We start from the raw sequence: 16,350 nt of genomic DNA, 5'->3' as shown, positions 1-16,350 counted from the left end.
GTCGTCGGGACGTCGACCCCGACGTCCTGGCGATCCGCCATCGTCACACCGGACACAGCTCTCGACCCGCTCCGGAGCCACCCTGGAAACGGCCCCGCGCAGGTCAGCGTGAACCGGCCGGACCGCTGCCGCCAACGGGTGGGGACGGGGCCGTAGACCGAGGTGAACATGGCAGGCGGTGGGCGATGTCGGTGTGGCCCGTGTCGGTCAGGACAGGCAGCAGCCGGGGAGTACGAGGAAACCTGTCGACAGGTGCCAGTCCCTGGCCTCGACCAGAGCGACCAGCCGGTCGGCCGCGGCCTTCCGCGACGCGTCCGGCAGCAGGTTCATCGACAGCGCCAGGACGTAAGCGGTCTGGGTATCGCCCTTGACCCTGCCGTCGGAGGTGACGTAGACGTTCTGGAGGGCCGCTCGTATGCGTTCGAAGAGATCGAGGTAGGGGGCGGCGTCCTTGCCGAGTTCCCCGGCCATCCGGGCCGCGAGGTCGGCGCTGTGCGCGATCAGGGCTGCGCGGCGGAGTATCCGGCCAAGAGCTTCGCCCGTGGTTCAGCCGCCTTGGTGGTGTCTTGCCGCCACACGTGCCCACGGGCGGTGCAGCGGCGGCACCACCGATCGGACTCGACCGGACCTCGACGCCCACCCGGCCCGGTCACTGGCGCGGGTGAGCTGAGGCATTCAGTGGCTGATGTCGTCCAGCTCGGTCAAGTCCTCATGAGAGAGGGAGAGTCCCGCGCCGGCGATGTTCTCGCGCAGGTGTGCCGTCGATGACGTGCCGGGGATGAGCAGGATGTTCGGTGATCGCTGCAGCAGCCAGGCCAGTGCGACGGACATCGATGTCGCCTCCAGTCGAGCGGCGACCGCCGAGAGCGCCGAGGACTGAAGCGGGGTAAAGCCCCCGAGGGGGAAGAAGGGCACGTACGCGACGCCGTCGGTGGCGAGCCGGTCGATGAGCTTGTCGTCGTGGCGGTGGGCGAGGTTGTACATGTTCTGCACGCACACGATCGGCGCGATGCTCTGTGCCTCGCTGACCTGCTCCTCGGTGGCGTTACTGACCCCGAGATGGCGGATCAGGCCCTGCTGCTGGAGTTCGACGAGCGTGGCGAACGCCTCGGCGAGCGAGCCGGGCTGGGGACCCTCGGCGTCGCCGAGTCGGAGGTTGACCAGGTCGAGTACGTCGAGCCGGAGGGACTTGAGGTTGTCGTGGACCTGGCGGCGCAGATCTTCGGGTCGCCGGGCCACAGGCCAGCCGCCCTGTTCGTCGCGGGTCGCGCCCACCTTGGTCACGATGTGCAGCGACTCGGGATAGGGGTGCAGCGCCTCGCGGATCAACTCGTTGGTGACGCGCGGCCCGTAGGCGTCGCTGGTGTCGATGTGGGTGATACCGAGGTCGACCGCTTCACGCAGCACGGCCAGGGCACCCTCGCGATCGGCGGGCGGCCCCATGACCCACGGGCCGGCCAGTTGCATGGCGCCGTAGCCGAACCGGGTGACGGTCAGCTCGTCCAAAGTCCAGGTGCCGCCGGGAAGAGCGAGGGAGGGTGTGCTCATCTTGTTGCCTTTCGTCGTGCGCTGGCGGGGTGGTGGCGCCTGCTGCCTCCTTGCATCAGCATTGGAGAGAAACTTCCCATCGGGAAGTAGGCACTTTGGAGTGCGTAACCCGCCCATCGGTGAGAGGTGCGATCAGTGACGACGATGAAGGCGGCCCAGAAGAGGGCTCAGGCCAAGGTGGAGTACAACGCGTTCCTGGCAGCATGCCCCAGCCGGCAGCTGCTCGACCGAATCTCGGACAAGTGGGTCGTCCTGATCCTGTGTGCGCTGGGCGGCGACAACGGCCCTGGCCGGCCCGGTGCGGCACACGCAGACGCTCCGAAGGCGATGCGTTACTCCGAGATCTCCCGGCTTCTGGCCGGGGTCAGCCAGAAGATGCTGACCCAGACGCTACGGTCGCTGGAGCGCGATGGTCTGCTCACCCGTACCGTGACGCCAACCGTCCCTGTCACCGTCTCCTACGAGCTGACCGACCTCGGTCTCTCGCTCCACCACATGACGCGCGGGCTCAGAAACTGGGCGCAGACGCACATGGCCGAGGTCCTCGCACACCGCGAGAACTACGACGCTCGCACCTCCTGACGGCTCACATCCAACCGTCCAACAGCTCTGCATCAACGCGTTGCAGCGTCTCACCCGTCGGCGGCGCGAGGTCCTGGTCCTGCGCTACTGGTCGGATCTCACCGAGGCCCAGATCGCCGACACCCTCGGTGTCTCCCACGGGACGGTCAAGTCAACTGCCAGCCGGGCCCTGGACGCTCTCGGCAGACAACTGGAGATACCTCGATGACCGAGCACCCCTCTCAGTCGCGCTCCCGTCCTCCCCGTCGCCGGCGGCTTATGGAGATCCGGCGATGAGCCGCGCTGGCTGCGGCCGTTGCCTGCGCACTGTTCGCCGTCACGCACAGCGATTCGGACAGTCCGGTCCGTCCCGCCGACGCCCCCTCGCACGCAACAAGCCCGCCCCCGTCTCCGGCACCGGCTTCCCCCGCCATCGAGGCGCCGACTCCCGGGGAAGCCGCCACTGAGGGCGAACCCGACCCGGCCTCCACCGCCACCTCGACCAACTAGTGCCGTCCGAGCGGCCCGCGGGCAGGGTCGCGGCCGCGACGTGCGCGGGTTGACAGCCTCTTATGCGAGTGGTTAATTACTTCCATCGTCACCGAGTGGGTACGGGCGCCGAAGGGGGAATTCCTCCGTCAGATCCCGATTTGCCCGGCGCTAAGTAGGCGTGACCCGGGCCGGGACGCCTGGATTAGTCACCCCGCGCGCTGCTCACTTCGACCGGTGATGAGTGTCTATGCGGTCAACCGCTTGAAAGAGAAGGTCAGTCATGAGCGACACGGTTTCCGACGCGCAGAACACCGACGGCATCCGGGCCGGTGCGCAGCAGGCGTTCAAGAACCACCTGGACTACCTGTCGTCCGGACGGATCCCGGAGTGGGTGGATCTGTTCACCGAGGACGGAGTGCTGGAGTTCCCCTACGCACCCGAGGGCTTCCCCACCAAGACCGTGGGCAAGGAGGGCCTGTATGAGTACATGAAGAACTTCCCCGAGCACTTCAAGGTGGAGTTCGTCGACCTGCACTTCCATGAGACGGTGGATCCCTCGCTGGTGATCGCCGAGTTCAAGAGCCGGGGTACTGCGCTGGGCACGGGGCGGCCGTACAACCAGACCTACATCTCGGTGGTGGAGACGAAGGGCGGCAAGATCAGCCGTTACGTCGACTTCTGGAACCCGCTGGTGGGCATGGAGGCGCTCGGCGACGGCCCGGCCGACATGGTCTCGGCCTTCAGCAACGGCTGAGGCTGTACGTCAGTCACTCTCCGGCAGTGGGCGGGGGCGCCGGCCCGCCTCCGCCACCGCGCCCCACCCTCCCCGCAGATGGTCCAGCGACTTGACGCCCCGAGCGTTGAAAGAGTTTGGTTACTCACATGGAGACGAGGACACGGCAGCGTTCCACTGCCGAGGAGCGCCGGGCCACCGTCATGCGTACGGCGATCAGGACGTTCGCCGAGCGCGGGTACTACGGGACCTCGACGATGGACGTGGCCAAGGCGGCCGGCATCTCGCAGGGGTACTTGTACCGGCTGTTCAAGGACAAGGAGACGCTGTTCGCGGCCCTGGTGGACTACTGCTCCGCCCGCCTGCGGGAGAGCGCCGCCGCGGCGGCCGCATCGGTGCAGAGCACCGACCCGGAAGAGGTCCTCAAGGCGCTGACGACCTCGTACGACGAGGTCATCGCCGACCGGGACGTACTCATGATCCTCATGCACGCCCAGTGCAGCGCGAGTGAGCCGGTCATCGGCGACGCGGTGCGCACCTGCTACGCCAAGCAGGTCGAGTACGTCCGCGCCGTCTCCGGCGCCTCCGACGAGCAGATCCGCCGCTACTTCGCCGACGGCCTGCTCAGCAACGTCCTGGTCGCGATCGACGCCACCACTCTCGACGCCCCCTGGGCGCGCACGCTGCGCGCCTAGCCGCAGCGTTCCGCCGGGCCGCCCACTCCGGGCGGCCCTCTTTTTCGCCTGCGAAAGTAAGCGATCAACCGCTTATCTAATCGCTTCTGATAGCTCGCTGCCCGAGATCGGCCGCGAGGTCGGCTTCGACGCCCACGACCTCCAGTGGGTCGTCAGCGGCTACGCGGTCGCCTTCGGAGGCTTCCTGCTGCCGGGCGGCCGGGCCGCCGACCCCGGGCTGCTGGTGGCCGCCCGCGCGGTCCAGGGCCTGGGCGGCGCCCTGCTGCTGCCCGCCACCTTGTCCCTGATCGCCACCACCTTCCAGGAGGGCACCGAACGCAACCGGGCCCTCGCCATCTGGGGCGGCGTCGGAGCCGTCGGTCTGGCGCTCGGCTCCCTGCTGGGCGGCATCCTGACCAACTACCTCGGCTGGGAGCCCGTCTTCTACGTCAACGTCCCCCTCGCCCTGGGCGCCGCCGCAGCAGCCTTCGCCATCATCACGAAGGACGCGCGGCTGAGCGGGGCCGCAGCTTCGACCTGACCGGCGCGCTGACCGCCACGATCGGCTTCACCGCCCTCGTCTTCGGCGTCGTGCAGGGCCTCGAGGCCGGCTGGGGATCCGCCGAGACCCTCATCGCCCTCCTCAGCGGCGCGCTGTTCATCGGCCTGCTCGTGATCGTCGAGTCCGGCACCGCGCACCCCCTGATGCCGCTGCGCCTGTTCCGCAACCGCAGCCTGGTCGCCGCGATGGGCATCACCTTCGTCTTCATGGGCACCTTCGGCGCCCAGTACTACTTCTTCACCGTCTACCTGCAGAACGTGCTCCACTACAGCGCCCTGACCACCGGCCTGGCATTCCTGCCCTCGGCACTGGTGGGCATGGTCGGCACCAAGCTGAGCGAGAAGCTGCTCGGCAAGGCCGGCGCCCGCACGACGATCACCACCGGTCTGCTCGTGGGCGCCGCCGGCATGGCCGTCCTGGCGCTGGGGATGTCCCCGAACGGCGGCTACCCGGCCCTGCTGCCCGGCGCGATCCTGCTCAGCCTCGGCCAGGGCATCGCCTGGACCGCGATGTTCGTCGCGGCCACCAGCGGCGTCGACGCCCGCCACCAGGGCATCGCCTCCGCCATGGCCTCCACCACCCAGCAGATCGGCTCCGCCGTCGGCCTCGCGATCCTGGTCGCCGTCGCCAACTCCGGCGCCCACGCCGGCACCGGCGCGAACCTCGTCCCTGGCCTGCGCACCGCCGGGTTCACCGCCGGCGCCCTCACCCTCCTCGGTGTGGCCATCGCCCTGACCCTGCGCCGGCCCGGCACGACCCCTCCGGCCCCCACCGCGACGCAGACCACGCAGCGGTCGGAAGCCGGCATCTCCGCCTGAACCGAAGACCATGGTCCACCACCAGCTGCCGAGCCGGCGGCCATCGCGGTTGGCAGCCGCGGCGGGGGTGATTTTCCCGGTTGCCGGCAGACCGCTGAGGCGCTCGATGTTCACGGCGATGGCGGTCAGGAGGTGGTGGAGGTGGCCTTGTCCTCCCCTCGGTAGCGGCAGCGGCGTACGCCGTGGCCGTGGGCGAACTCGTTGGCTGCTGCTCGGCGTTGGTGAACCGCGCCACGATCAGCGGGGCCGCGGTGGGCGATGAGGTCGGGTACGGGCCTCGCCAGCCCCCGCTTATCTGGGCCCTGGGGGAGATTCCCCATCCAGGGGAGGCGGTCGACACGGACGTCCCAGCGGAGGAAGCTGCCTCCTTGGTGCGCGCCCGCTGGGGACTTGGGAACGCACCGAACCCGAACGTGGTGCACCTGTTGGAGGCGCACGGCGTGAGCCCACAGGCCGAGGCGGAAGCGCACCGCTTCGCAGCCGCATTCCTCATGCCGCGGGCAGACGTCCTGGCCCACGCACCGAATGGCGCCAGCACCGGCTGGATCCCTCAGGCCAAACGCCGTTGGAAGGTCGCCGCCATGGCACTTGCACACCGGCTGCGCGAACTGGGTGTGACCACCGAATGGCAGTACCGAACCCATTTGCACATCGACGAGGACGCGGCAGCGCTCCACCTGCAGTTGAGGCGTGGAAGGCGGGAACTGCTCCACGGCCCTCGGGTGGCCACCCGTTTGCCGACCTGCGTGGATTCGCTGTGGCGACGCTGCCGCGGGGGCGTCGTGGCACCACTGGTGACCGTGGTTGTCCGCCCTTATGGGCACGCTGTGGGCACGGCTTCGAAGGAGGTCGGCTGGGGCGCCTGCGCGAAACGGGGCTTTGCGCTTGACTCGGCCATGTCGGATGACGGGTTCCGAGACGGTTCGCGAACGCGCAGCCTTCCCGGCGAAGTGTGCCCTTGCCCGGAGACCGACTCCCTGGTGAAGAGGGGTGCTCGGTCCTGGCTCACTTGCCGGCTTCGGGGCCGGAGCGCCTCGCCGGTGACGACGAGGTCGATGGCCCCGGCGCTGCGGTGCCTCCGGAGGCGCCTGTGGCTTCTGCTGCCCTCTTGTGTTCGATTCATTCGACTCCTAAGGTCGTCGTCGCTCCCCCAGACCGCTCTGATCTGCGTTGTTGTGCGCGGAAGCGCTTCGACAACCGGGTGCCGACCCGGGCCCGCCGACTACCCGCACGCACGTCCTCGCCGGTCCCTTCCCGACCCCGATGGTTCCCTGAAGGCTGGAGATGTCATGCAGTTGTCACGCCGTGGCGTTCTGATCCTCGGCGCCGCCGGCACGGCCGTCGCCGGAGGCCTTCCCGTGGGCTCGGCCCGGGCCGCCGAGGCCGAGACGGCCGACGCAGCGCACGCCTCCACGCGCACCGAGCGCCTGTACCTGTCCGGAGAGGACGCCGACCACCCGGTCGACTGGGACTTCCTGTGCACCAGCGGTCGGCGCAGCGGCAGTTGGGACAGCATCCCGGTTCCGTCCAACTGGGAGTTCCACGGATACGGCACGTACAACTACGGCTGGAATCTGCGCCCGGAGGAGAAAGGCCACTACCGGCACACCTTCACGCCGCCCGCCCACTGGCGTGACAGACGCGTCTTCCTCGTCTTCGAAGGGTCGATGACCGAGACCGAGGCGTGGATCAACGGCGAGTCGGCCGGGCCCGTCCACCGCGGCGGCTTCTACCGGTTCCGGCACGAGGTGACCGAAAGGCTGCGTCCGGGCCAGGACAACCTCCTGGAGGTCACGGTCAGCAAGGAGTCCACCGACGACTCCGTCAACCGGGCCGAACGCCTCGGCGACTACTGGAACTTCGGCGGCATCTACCGCCCTGTCCACCTGGAGGCGTTCCCGCTCCAGCACATCGAGCGCATCGCCGTCGACGCCCGCGCCGACGGCACGCTGCGGATCGACGCCCATCTGTCGGGTACCGGTTCCGCCGACCGCCTCGTCGCCCGGGTCACCGACCTCGCCGGGCGCCCGGTCGGCGCCCCGTTCACCGCGGCCGTCGCTCCCGGCGACACGACGGTGACCCTCAGGACCGCTGTCGACTCCCCGCGGCAGTGGACGGCGGAGACCCCGCACCTCTACCGCGTCGAGGTCGCGCTCCGCGCCGGCGACCGCCGCACCGTCCACCGCGTCGACGAGAGATTCGGCTTCCGCACCGTCGAAGTGCGCCCCGGCGACGGCGTGTACGTCAACGGCGTCAAGATCCTCCTCAAGGGAGCCAACCGGCACACCATCTGGCCCACGTCCGGCCGGGCGACCAGCGCGCGCATCAGCCGCAAGGACATCCTCCTGATGCGGGAGATGAACATGAACGCGGTCCGGATGTCCCACTACCCGCCGGACCCGCACTTCCTCGACCTCGCCGACGAAATCGGGCTGTACGTCCTCGACGAACTGGCCGGCTGGCAGAAGTTCTACGACGAGGAAGCGGGCAGACCCCTCGTCGCCTCGATGGTCACCCGGGACGTCAACCACCCGTCGATCCTGTTCTGGTGCAACGGCAACGAAGGCGGCTGGAACACCGCCCTCGACGGCGACTACGCCCGCCACGACCCCCAGCAGCGAGCCGTTCTCCACCCCTGGGCGAACTTCGGCGGCATCAACACCGACCACTACGAGGCGTACGACAGCACGCGCCGCATCCTCCAGGAACAGGGCGACATCTTCATGCCCACCGAGTTCCTCCACGGCCTCTACGACGGCGGCGCCGGCGCGGGCCTCGACGACTACTGGAAGCTGATGGGCCGTGAACGGCTCTCCGCGGGAGGCTTCCTGTGGGCACTGGTCGACGAGGGCATCGTGCGGGACGACCTCGGCGGCGCCATCGACGTGGCGGGCAACGCCGCACCCGACGGCATCCTCGGCCCCTTCCGCGAGAAGGAGGCCAGCTTCTACACGATCAAGGACATCTGGTCTCCCGTACAACTCGCCGAGCCGGAGCGGTTCACCTCCGCCCTGCCGGACGACTTCGACGGACGGATCGCCCTCACCAACCACTACGCCTTCACCAACACCCGCACGTGCCGGTTCACTTGGCGGCTGCTGGACTTCCGCACCCCGTCGCAGCGGAGGGACGGCCACTCGGTGCGCGCCCAGGGCACCGCCTCCGCGCCGGACATCGAGCCCGGCGCGCAAGGAGTGCTGCGCCTGCCCCTGCCGTACGGCTGGCGACGCGCCGACGCCATCGCGCTCACCGTCACCGATGCCGACGGCCGCGAGATCCGCCGCTGGATATGGACCATCGCGTCCGCCGCCGACCAGGCCCGACGGCTGGTACGGACGGGCCCGGGACCAGCCGTACGCGGCCGCCTCACGGACGACACGCTCACGCTCGCATCCCGCCACACCACGGTCACGCTCGACGCCACGACGGGCATGCTGGCCGGCGTCACCCACCGGGGGAGGGACTTCGCGCTGTCCCGCGGCCCGCTGCCCACCACCGGAACGGCCGACCTCACCCGCCTGACACACGGGCCCGACGGCAACGGCTACACGGTGCAGGCCGAGTACTCCGGCGTCCTGCGCCACGTCCGGTGGCATCTGCACCCCAGCGGCTGGCTCCAGTTGCACTACCGCTACCACCTCACCGGCGAGCACGACCTCTTCGGCGTCGGCTTCGACCATCCCGAATCACAGGTGACCGGCGTGACCTGGCTCGGCCACGGACCCCACAGGGTGTGGAAGAACCGGCTGCGCGGCGTCGCGACGGACGTCTGGACGAAGCAGTACAACGACACCGCGACCGGTGCCGACGGCTGGGTGTACCCGGAGTTCAAGGGCTACCACGCGGGCGTCCGCTGGGCGTCCCTGCACACCAGCGCCGGACGTCTCACGGTCGTCTCCGAGGACGAGGACCTCTACCTGCGCCTCTTCACCCCCCGGTTCGGACCCGACCCCCGCCACACCGCGCCGCCCTTCCCGAAGGGAGACCTGTCGTTCCTCGACGCCATCCCGGCGATGGGCACCAAGTTCGACCCACCGGCCGCACTCGGCCCCAGCGGCGGCCCCACCACGGCGACGGGCGACTACAGCCGAACCCTGTACTTCTCGTTCTCCCAGTAACACGTCCAGTATCGAAGCGCTTCACCTTCCGGTGTCGCTTCCTCTTCTTGAGGATCTTCGGGCGCCCTTGACCACAGCAACCGCCGTGCCGGATTCCAGAAAGGACAGCGTCATGTCCCGGAAGTCCAAGAAGAGAAGCGTCAGAGATGTACTGGTAGCCCTGCTGACGGGGATCGTGCCGCTGATCGCGGCGCTCGTCCTGACCGGCACCTCGGCCACCACCGCGTCGGCCGCGTCACTGACCGAGGTGACCAACTTCGGCAGCAACCCCGGAAACCTGCGGATGTACGTCTACCGGCCCGACAACACCCCGGCACGCCCGGCGGTGCTGGTGGCAGTGCACTACTGCACCGGCATGGGGCCCGCCTTCTACTCCAACACGGAGTTCGCCCGCCTGGCCGACCGGTACGGGTTCATCGTCGTCTACCCGGACGCGAACGTCAGCGGGCAGTGCTTCGACGTCTCCTCGCCCCAGGCGCTCAAGCATGACGGGGGCAGTGACCCCATGAGCATCGCCTCGATGGTCCGGTACACCGTGCAGAACATGAACGCCGACGCCGACCGGGTCTACGTCACCGGCGCCTCGTCCGGCGCGATGACGACCAATGTCCTGCTCGGCACCTACCCCGACCTGTTCAAGGCCGGTGCGGCGTTCATGGGCGTGCCGTTCGGCTGCTTCGCCACCACCGACGGCTCCGGCTGGAACAGCGCCTGCGCCACCGGCCAGATCACCAAGACCCCGCAGGAGTGGGGCGACCTCGTGCGGAACGCCTACCCGGGGTACTCCGGCCCCCGGCCGCGGATGCAGCTGTGGCACGGCACCGAGGACGACGCGCTGTACTACGCGAACTTCGGTGAAGAGATCAAGCAGTGGACCAATGTGCTCGGGGTGAGCCAGACCCCGGTCTTCACCGACTCCCCGCAGTCCGACTGGACCCGCACCCGCTACGGCTCCGCGAGCGCGCAGGCACCGGTCGAGGCGATCAGCATCCAAGGCGCCGGGCACAGCCTGCCCGCCAGTGGTATGGCGGCCCGGGCCATCGCCTTCTTCGGGCTCGACGGCTCCGGCGGGAGCGGCGGGACCACCACAGGTCCGATCCACGCCACCGGTTCCGGCAAGTGCCTGGACGTGCCCGGCTTTTCGCAGACCAATGGCACCCAGACGCAGATCTGGGACTGCAACGGCGGCACGAACCAGACCTGGACCAGCACGTCAACCAAGCAGCTCACCGTCTACGGCGGTGCGAAGTGCCTCGACGCGGCCGGCACCGCGGCCGGCGCCAAAGTCGCGATCTGGGACTGTAACGGCGGCACCAACCAGCAATGGAACCTCAACTCCAACGGCACCATCACCGGCGTCCAGTCAGGCCTGTGCCTGGATGTGACCGGTGCCTCCACCGCCGGCGGCGCACTGGTCCAACTGTGGGACTGCAACGGCGGCAGCAACCAGCGGTGGGACCTCGGCTGACACCACCGCGCCGTGGTCGCGCAAACGGAAGGAGAGCCCACCGCATGAATGACCGCTACCTGTCCGTCGGCCAGGTCGCCGAGTTGCTCGGCACGATCGCCCACTTCCCTCGGCGGCTGATCGAGGAGCGGCGCGTCCGGTAGGTGAAGGTCGGCCGACATGTGCGCATCCCGGAGAGCGCGGTCGAGAAGGGGAGACGCCGCCGGTTCGGTGCCGTGCGGCAGTACCGGTCGGGCCGCTGGACGGCGTCGTACCTCGGATCTGACGGCGAGCGCACGCGGTGACTGGCGCGCTCCCGACGCCGTAGCGGTCAACTTCCGTGTCTACGCCGAGAAGTGGGTCAGAGGAGCGGGAACTGGCCGTTCGTACCGGTGACTTGTACAAGCACCTCCTCCGGTTGCACATCCTCCCGACGAGTGGCGGGCTGAGCGCCTCCGCACCACCAAAGCGAAAACGACCGTCGCCAAGGCGTACCGCCTCCTCAAGGGCACAACGGTAAGCGTGCTCCTGGCGAGACCGAGTCCGACGCGGGCGTCCGGGCCGTCGTCCTCCCCGTGTTCCTCCCCGCAACCCGCTCGGGCGCCACGCTCAAGGACACGATGGTCCGCGCCTGCTGGCGCGGGACTTCAAGGCACGCGATGGCTGAAGTGCCGGGCACACCGGCTCGTCAGGGAGCCACGCTACGACAGGAATGCTGAGGCGGCGTGACTTCCGCCGGGCTCGGACTGGGTGAAATCGGTGGTGGTGGACGACGCAGCCGCCTGGGGCAACCCGATGGTGTGTGGAATGTCTGTGTCAGGGTCGCGAATGCGACACGTGAACTCTCAACAAAATAGATCTCTTGTGCCTTCCGCACCAGGGATCGCGCATGCCCACCACCCCCCACCCGGCCCCGACATCGGGCGCGAGACACGTCGCCCGTATCGCCGTGGCCGCAGGTCTCGTCGCCGCGCTTGCCGCGACCGCCCCCCTACCCGCGGCCTTCGCCGCAGCCACCACCACCACGGCCGACCCCGGCGTCAAGTCCACCCCTGCCAAGCTCGGTTCAAACGACGCCCACCTCCTCGCGCAGGCCAAGGTGCAGCACGCCAAGACCGTCACGATGATGATCGCGACCGCGCCGGGACAGACCGAGCAGGCCGCCGAGCAACTGGACGCGATCAAGGGCCGCTCGGTGGGCCGTACGTACGACAAGCTCGGCTACCGGCCCGGACGCGAACACCCCGACGAAGAACCCGCACAACCCGACCTTCGAGACGGGCGCCGTCGACTTCATGAAGCCAGCACCCGAAGGCGGACGGGCGTGGGGTGACCATCGGCACGACTGGGTGACCGCGACGACGGCAAGACCTGGAAGGCCCCGGCGGGCTCGTACCGGATCAGCACCTTCCATGAGTCCGTCACCGCGCAGGGGGCACCGGTTCTGCTCGTTGCCGTCCGGCAGCGGCGAGGCCATGGCCTGGAAGGACTTCCGCTGCCCGTCACGGCTGCAACTTTCGGATGACCGGAGTCCGGCCTGTCGGCGGGGGTGGTCCCGCGGGCCGACGGAGTGAATGCCTCATGGGGTCGAGATGGGATGGCGGTGCGGGTCACCACCGATGAGGAGTACGTGAATGGACCAAGTCAGGGCCAGGACCGCGACAGCGTCGGCGATCGCCCTGGCGGTCGTCTCCGGCACTGTGTCGGCGGCCACGGCTGCCGGCACGGGGGCCGTACAGGCGGACATTCGTGCCGATGTGAACCGAGACGGTGCGGTCGATGTCACCGGGGATTCCGATGTCCGGGGCAAGACGATGTGGAACAGCGGGCGGGGCGCGATCTTCCTGCCCAACATCGGTGACAAGCAGCGGCGTTGCAAGACGAGGAGGCCGGACGGTCGCTGGCTGTCCAACGCCCCGCTCCAGGCATGCAACGACGCCCAGGGCACTGTCGTAGGGGCACCCGAGTACCTGGCGCCGCTGCGCACGGTCCCGGTCGGCAACGTCTCGGACGCCGCCACCGGCAGCCTCCGACTGGTCGGCGCGGGCAAGTCCAAGGTCCGGCTGTTCCTCAAGCGCGGCGATACCTGGACCTACGTCACCGCCGGCACCCGCGTCACCGCCGCCGAACTGCGCGCCGGGCTCCGACTCGGCCTGGACGGGCGGGACGTCATACGGGAGGGCTGGGACGGCAGGATCACCGTCCGGTTCACCGTCACGGACGGCGAGCGCACCTCCACGGACGAGGTGATGCTGCGCGCCGCCCCGGTCCTGCCCCAGCACCACCTGCAGCGCACCGAGCAGGCGCTGGTCGTGGACGGCAACCGCGATGACCCCAACCGGCGGAAGTTCGCGCACGAGTTGGCCGAGGAAGTGCGGCGGGCCGGCATCACCAGGCCGACGTACAAGTTCAAGGGCGGCTCGGACATCTGGGCACAGGACTTCATCGAGCCCGGCTATGTCAGCATGCCCGGCCCCGGCGGCAAGCCGCGCGTCCTGCGCGTGATGATCCGCTCCGCGCAGATGGACCGCGACCCGGGCAAGCAGGTCTTCGAGCTGCGCGGCCCCGGTGCGGGCGCGTTACAGATCAACACCGGGCGGTACGACCAGATCAACTCCACCGGCAACCTGGAGACCATCCCGCCGTACACCCACAACGGCACGTCCCACCCGGCGGGCCGAATCATCACCGGCCGGCACGGCTCCCGGCTGCGCAAGGCACAGCGCGACGGGTACGGCCACACCAAGGTCTTCTCCATCCCCCGCTCCTATGCCGACGGCCGCGTCCCCACGATCGACCAGGCCCTGTCCGACCGGCAGTTGCTCAAGGCCAACGCCTTCGCGGCCCGGAAGATCAAGGAGAACCTGGCGCTGCTGAAGCGCGAGACCGGCGTCACCGACGCCGAGATCGTGAGGATCCCGGCGATGTACGACAGCAGCTTCGGCGGCTTGCCCGGTCAGCGTCCCGCCCCGGCGCAGGACCGCCCGGTCGGCGCCTACCACCCCGGCGCCGTCAACGGCGTCGTACTGACCCCCACCACCTACCTCGCCCCCAAGCAGTGGGGCCCGGTCATCGGCGGCAAGGACATCCTCGCCGAGGCGGTGACCCGGGCGTACGCCAAGGCCGGCATGCGGGTGCGCTACCTGGACGACTGGCGCACCCACCACGCCTTCGGCGGCGAGGTGCACTGCGGCACCAACACCATCCGCGCCACCGGCACCCCTGGTGAACCTCCCCCAAGTAGAACCGGACTGACCGTACACAGGAGACTGAAGTGAGATACCGCAAGACCCTGCCCTGGTTCGCTGCCGTGGCCCTGGCCTGCTTCGCGACCGCCTGCAGCAGCACGTCCGGCAACGACCCGGCCACCCCGTCGACGACGTCCGCCGCCCGCTCGTCGTCGGCCTCCGAGGAGCGGAACAAGGCGCTCGTTCTGCGCCTGTACTCGGAGGCGTTCAACAAGGACAAGACCGACGTGGTGAAGGAACTCGTCGCGACCGACTACGTGCAGCACGACAAGTCGGTGCCCGGCGGGGCCGACGGACAGGTCAAGCAGTTCAAGGACGTCAAGGCGAAGATTCCCGGCGCGGTGGCGACCGTCAAGCACGTGGCCGCCGACGGTGACCTGGTGGCCGTGCACTGGCACGCGTCGGCCACCCCGAAGAACGAGGCGACGGGCGAGGCCAAGGCCGACCTGTTCCGGGTCAGCGAAGGCAAGCTGGTCGAGCACTGGGGCATCACACAGACCGTGCCGGCGAAGACGGCCAGCGGGAACTCGCTGTTCAGCGACGTGCACCGGTACCCGAACGGGGAACCGACCCTGTCCGAGGAACAGGAGGAGAAGAACCGGAAGTTCGCGGTCGAGGCGTACCGCAAGCTCTCCGACGGTGACGCGACCGTGATCGACAAGAGCTGGGATCCGCGGTACTACCAGCACAACCCGATCGCCCCGAACGGAACGGCTCCGCTGAAGCAGTTCTTCGAGCAGAACACGCAGGGCGCCCCCTCGCCCAGCAGTACCGGAGGCGGCGGGACCCGGTTCGGCAACACCCTGGCCGACGGGGACCTGGTGTGGGTCTTCAGCTCCGACTACGTCGTCGTGGACCTCTTCCGCGTGGTCGACGGAAAGATCATCGAGCACTGGGACGTCGTCGCCGACGGGCAGTAGCCCCCTGAGTTCACGCGGAGGGCACTCCCTCTAAAATTGGACTAGACAACCAACAAACCCCAGGTCGCTGACCTGGGGTTTCATCCTGGAGCGGTGACGAGAACCGAACTCGCGCTCTCAGCTTGGGAAGCGACGGCGCTTCAACGGCGACACCGCTTCTGACCTGGGGATACATCGCTTGCGGTGCAGCTTCGAGGGCTGATTGCGGAGCGCGGCTACAACGACGGCATCGTCTCGCCCCTCTTCCTGTTCGCCCTGATCCTCGTCGGCACCAACCCCGTCAGCCGAACGCCCGCGCAGGCCCTGGGCACGGCCGTGCCGTTCGCGTTGAAGGCCCTCGTGGCCGGCTTCGTGGTCGGGGCGCTGGTGGCGTGGCTGATCAATCTGGCCGACCGCGCGGAGTGGATGACGGAGCAGTCCCGGCGGATCGTCGTGCTGGTCACACCGTTGCTCGCCTACACCGTGACCACGGCGATGGACGGCAATGGCTTCGTAGCCTCGTTCGTGTGCGGGATCGCCTTCCGCTACGTCAGGCAGGCGCCGGTCCGCCGACGGGGCGCCCCGGCTCCCCACGCCTCGGACTTCCAGTGGCAACGCCGTGGTGCTCGCCCTGGGCAAGGGCGTCGACTGGTCCGCCATCGTGCTCTGCGTCGCCGCGCTCACCGTCGTGCGCATCCTTCCGATCATGCTCGCCTTCCTCGGCTCGAAGTTCACCTGGCGAGAACGGCTCATGGTCGGCGCGCACGCCATGACCCTGACGGTGCTCGGCAGTGTGCTGCTCCACGGCGGCGGCTCGGTGGTCATCGCCCGGTCCCTGACCGGCCCGCCCCCGTCGGCTGCCGGCGGCCCCGGCACCCGGGGACCGACGAGCCGGACTCACGGGTCGTGGCCATGCAGGGTTGATGTGCCCCTCCTACCGCAGGCCGTCCTACCTCAGGCCGGTCTTCTCCAGCCACTCGGCGGGGGAGGACCCGACAGGCGCCGGATGGGTGGCGAGCGGCCGGGTGTCCAGGCTGAAGGCATGACACAGCACGTTCGTGACAAGGAGCCCGAGACCGCCGTCGAGCCTGGCAGAGGCCGGTTGCTGGAACTTCTCTGCCTGACGCTGATGGCGGGCGCCGGTGTCCTGTTCGTCGTTCGTCCTGAGTCCTACGAAGCAGGGGTGCACCTCTTCGCCTCGCGGGCGGCCTCTCTCTGGCCGTCGTACGCCTGATCTCCGTGCCCCAAGG

General features: G+C 69.0%; 11 protein-coding genes, 1 tRNA gene and 7 pseudogenes. 16 read left to right on the top strand and 3 right to left on the bottom strand.

Annotation, left to right across the window (positions count from 1 at the left end; genetic code table 11):
• Positions 1 to 142: 142 nt before the first annotated feature.
• A pseudogene (locus ACP4J3_RS15380) lies at positions 143 to 507 on the bottom strand (rhamnosidase); the annotation flags it as partial.
• Between the two features lie 168 nt (positions 508 to 675).
• Positions 676 to 1,548, bottom strand: a complete 873-nt coding sequence (locus ACP4J3_RS15375) for an aldo/keto reductase family oxidoreductase (protein WP_426534500.1) — start codon at positions 1,546 to 1,548, stop codon at positions 676 to 678.
• Between the two features lie 144 nt (positions 1,549 to 1,692).
• Here ACP4J3_RS15375 and ACP4J3_RS15370 point away from each other — a divergent pair, with 144 nt between their 5' ends.
• The 14 genes and pseudogenes from ACP4J3_RS15370 to ACP4J3_RS15305 all read left to right on the top strand — a co-directional run bounded on the left by ACP4J3_RS15370 (position 1,693) and on the right by ACP4J3_RS15305 (position 15,121).
• Positions 1,693 to 2,130, top strand: a complete 438-nt coding sequence (locus ACP4J3_RS15370; RefSeq protein ID WP_426534801.1) for a winged helix-turn-helix transcriptional regulator — start codon at positions 1,693 to 1,695, stop codon at positions 2,128 to 2,130.
• A 37-nt stretch (positions 2,131 to 2,167) separates the two neighbouring features.
• Positions 2,168 to 2,338, top strand: a pseudogene (locus ACP4J3_RS15365) (sigma factor-like helix-turn-helix DNA-binding protein); the annotation flags it as partial.
• Positions 2,339 to 2,881: 543 nt separating this feature from the next.
• The gene (locus tag ACP4J3_RS15360) at positions 2,882 to 3,355 is read left to right on the top strand and encodes a nuclear transport factor 2 family protein (protein ID WP_426534498.1); all 474 of its coding nucleotides are present in this window, start codon (positions 2,882 to 2,884) and stop codon (positions 3,353 to 3,355) included.
• A gap of 128 nt (positions 3,356 to 3,483) precedes the next feature.
• Positions 3,484 to 4,029 (top strand): TetR/AcrR family transcriptional regulator, encoded by a 546-nt coding sequence (locus tag ACP4J3_RS15355; RefSeq protein ID WP_426534496.1) that lies wholly within the window; start codon positions 3,484 to 3,486, stop codon positions 4,027 to 4,029.
• Between the two features lie 223 nt (positions 4,030 to 4,252).
• Positions 4,253 to 4,549, top strand: coding sequence for an MFS transporter (locus ACP4J3_RS15350; protein ID WP_426534494.1), 297 nt, complete (start codon positions 4,253 to 4,255; stop codon positions 4,547 to 4,549).
• A gap of 50 nt (positions 4,550 to 4,599) precedes the next feature.
• Positions 4,600 to 5,388 carry an MFS transporter gene (locus tag ACP4J3_RS15345; protein WP_426534492.1) on the top strand — a complete coding sequence of 263 codons (789 nt, stop codon included), beginning with the start codon at positions 4,600 to 4,602 and terminating at the stop codon, positions 5,386 to 5,388.
• Between the two features lie 182 nt (positions 5,389 to 5,570).
• Positions 5,571 to 5,978 (top strand): annotated as a pseudogene (locus ACP4J3_RS15340) (ImmA/IrrE family metallo-endopeptidase); the annotation flags it as partial.
• A 699-nt stretch (positions 5,979 to 6,677) separates the two neighbouring features.
• On the top strand, positions 6,678 to 9,506 hold the full coding sequence (locus ACP4J3_RS15335; protein ID WP_426534799.1) for a glycoside hydrolase family 2 TIM barrel-domain containing protein: 2,829 nt from the start codon (positions 6,678 to 6,680) through the stop codon (positions 9,504 to 9,506).
• 112 nt (positions 9,507 to 9,618) lie between these two features.
• Positions 9,619 to 10,974, top strand: coding sequence for an extracellular catalytic domain type 1 short-chain-length polyhydroxyalkanoate depolymerase (locus tag ACP4J3_RS15330; RefSeq protein WP_426534490.1), 1,356 nt, complete (start codon positions 9,619 to 9,621; stop codon positions 10,972 to 10,974).
• Positions 10,975 to 11,018: 44 nt separating this feature from the next.
• Positions 11,019 to 11,114: pseudogene (locus ACP4J3_RS15325) on the top strand (DNA-binding protein); the annotation flags it as partial.
• Positions 11,115 to 11,141: 27 nt separating this feature from the next.
• Positions 11,142 to 11,514 (top strand): annotated as a pseudogene (locus ACP4J3_RS15320) (tyrosine-type recombinase/integrase); the annotation flags it as partial.
• Positions 11,515 to 11,842: 328 nt separating this feature from the next.
• Positions 11,843 to 12,388: pseudogene (locus ACP4J3_RS15315) on the top strand (S8 family serine peptidase); the annotation flags it as partial.
• A 199-nt stretch (positions 12,389 to 12,587) separates the two neighbouring features.
• On the top strand, positions 12,588 to 14,231 hold the full coding sequence (locus tag ACP4J3_RS15310) for a protein-arginine deiminase family protein (RefSeq protein ID WP_426534488.1): 1,644 nt from the start codon (positions 12,588 to 12,590) through the stop codon (positions 14,229 to 14,231).
• Positions 14,228 to 15,121 carry a nuclear transport factor 2 family protein gene (locus ACP4J3_RS15305; RefSeq protein WP_426534486.1) on the top strand — a complete coding sequence of 298 codons (894 nt, stop codon included), beginning with the start codon at positions 14,228 to 14,230 and terminating at the stop codon, positions 15,119 to 15,121. Before ACP4J3_RS15310 ends, ACP4J3_RS15305 begins: the two co-directional genes overlap by 4 nt.
• Positions 15,122 to 15,207: 86 nt before the next feature.
• Here the strand turns inward: ACP4J3_RS15305 and ACP4J3_RS15300 are convergent.
• Positions 15,208 to 15,277, bottom strand: a tRNA-Gly gene (locus ACP4J3_RS15300).
• A 27-nt stretch (positions 15,278 to 15,304) separates the two neighbouring features.
• Between ACP4J3_RS15300 and ACP4J3_RS15295 the strand changes: the two are divergent.
• Both ACP4J3_RS15295 and ACP4J3_RS15290 read left to right on the top strand, forming a co-directional pair.
• Positions 15,305 to 15,646: pseudogene (locus ACP4J3_RS15295) on the top strand (cation:proton antiporter); the annotation flags it as partial.
• 73 nt (positions 15,647 to 15,719) lie between these two features.
• Positions 15,720 to 16,334, top strand: coding sequence for a hypothetical protein (locus ACP4J3_RS15290; RefSeq protein WP_426534813.1), 615 nt, complete (start codon positions 15,720 to 15,722; stop codon positions 16,332 to 16,334).
• Positions 16,335 to 16,350 lie beyond the last annotated feature (16 nt).

The organism is Streptomyces sp. UG1 (genome assembly GCF_049974585.1).
GTDB lineage: Bacteria > Actinomycetota > Actinomycetes > Streptomycetales > Streptomycetaceae > Streptomyces.
The sequence above is the reverse complement of the archived record's forward strand: the minus strand, read 5'-3'. Positions and strand labels throughout refer to the sequence as shown.

Coding starts and splice junctions, on each gene's coding strand:
- ACP4J3_RS15375 (WP_426534500.1), bottom strand. CDS start 1,548: ATGAGCACACCCTCCCTCGCTCTTCCCGGCGGCACCTGGACTTTGGAC.
- ACP4J3_RS15370 (WP_426534801.1), top strand. CDS start 1,693: ATGAAGGCGGCCCAGAAGAGGGCTCAGGCCAAGGTGGAGTACAACGCG.
- ACP4J3_RS15360 (WP_426534498.1), top strand. CDS start 2,882: ATGAGCGACACGGTTTCCGACGCGCAGAACACCGACGGCATCCGGGCC.
- ACP4J3_RS15355 (WP_426534496.1), top strand. CDS start 3,484: ATGGAGACGAGGACACGGCAGCGTTCCACTGCCGAGGAGCGCCGGGCC.
- ACP4J3_RS15335 (WP_426534799.1), top strand. CDS start 6,678: ATGCAGTTGTCACGCCGTGGCGTTCTGATCCTCGGCGCCGCCGGCACG.
- ACP4J3_RS15330 (WP_426534490.1), top strand. CDS start 9,619: ATGTCCCGGAAGTCCAAGAAGAGAAGCGTCAGAGATGTACTGGTAGCC.
- ACP4J3_RS15310 (WP_426534488.1), top strand. CDS start 12,588: ATGGACCAAGTCAGGGCCAGGACCGCGACAGCGTCGGCGATCGCCCTG.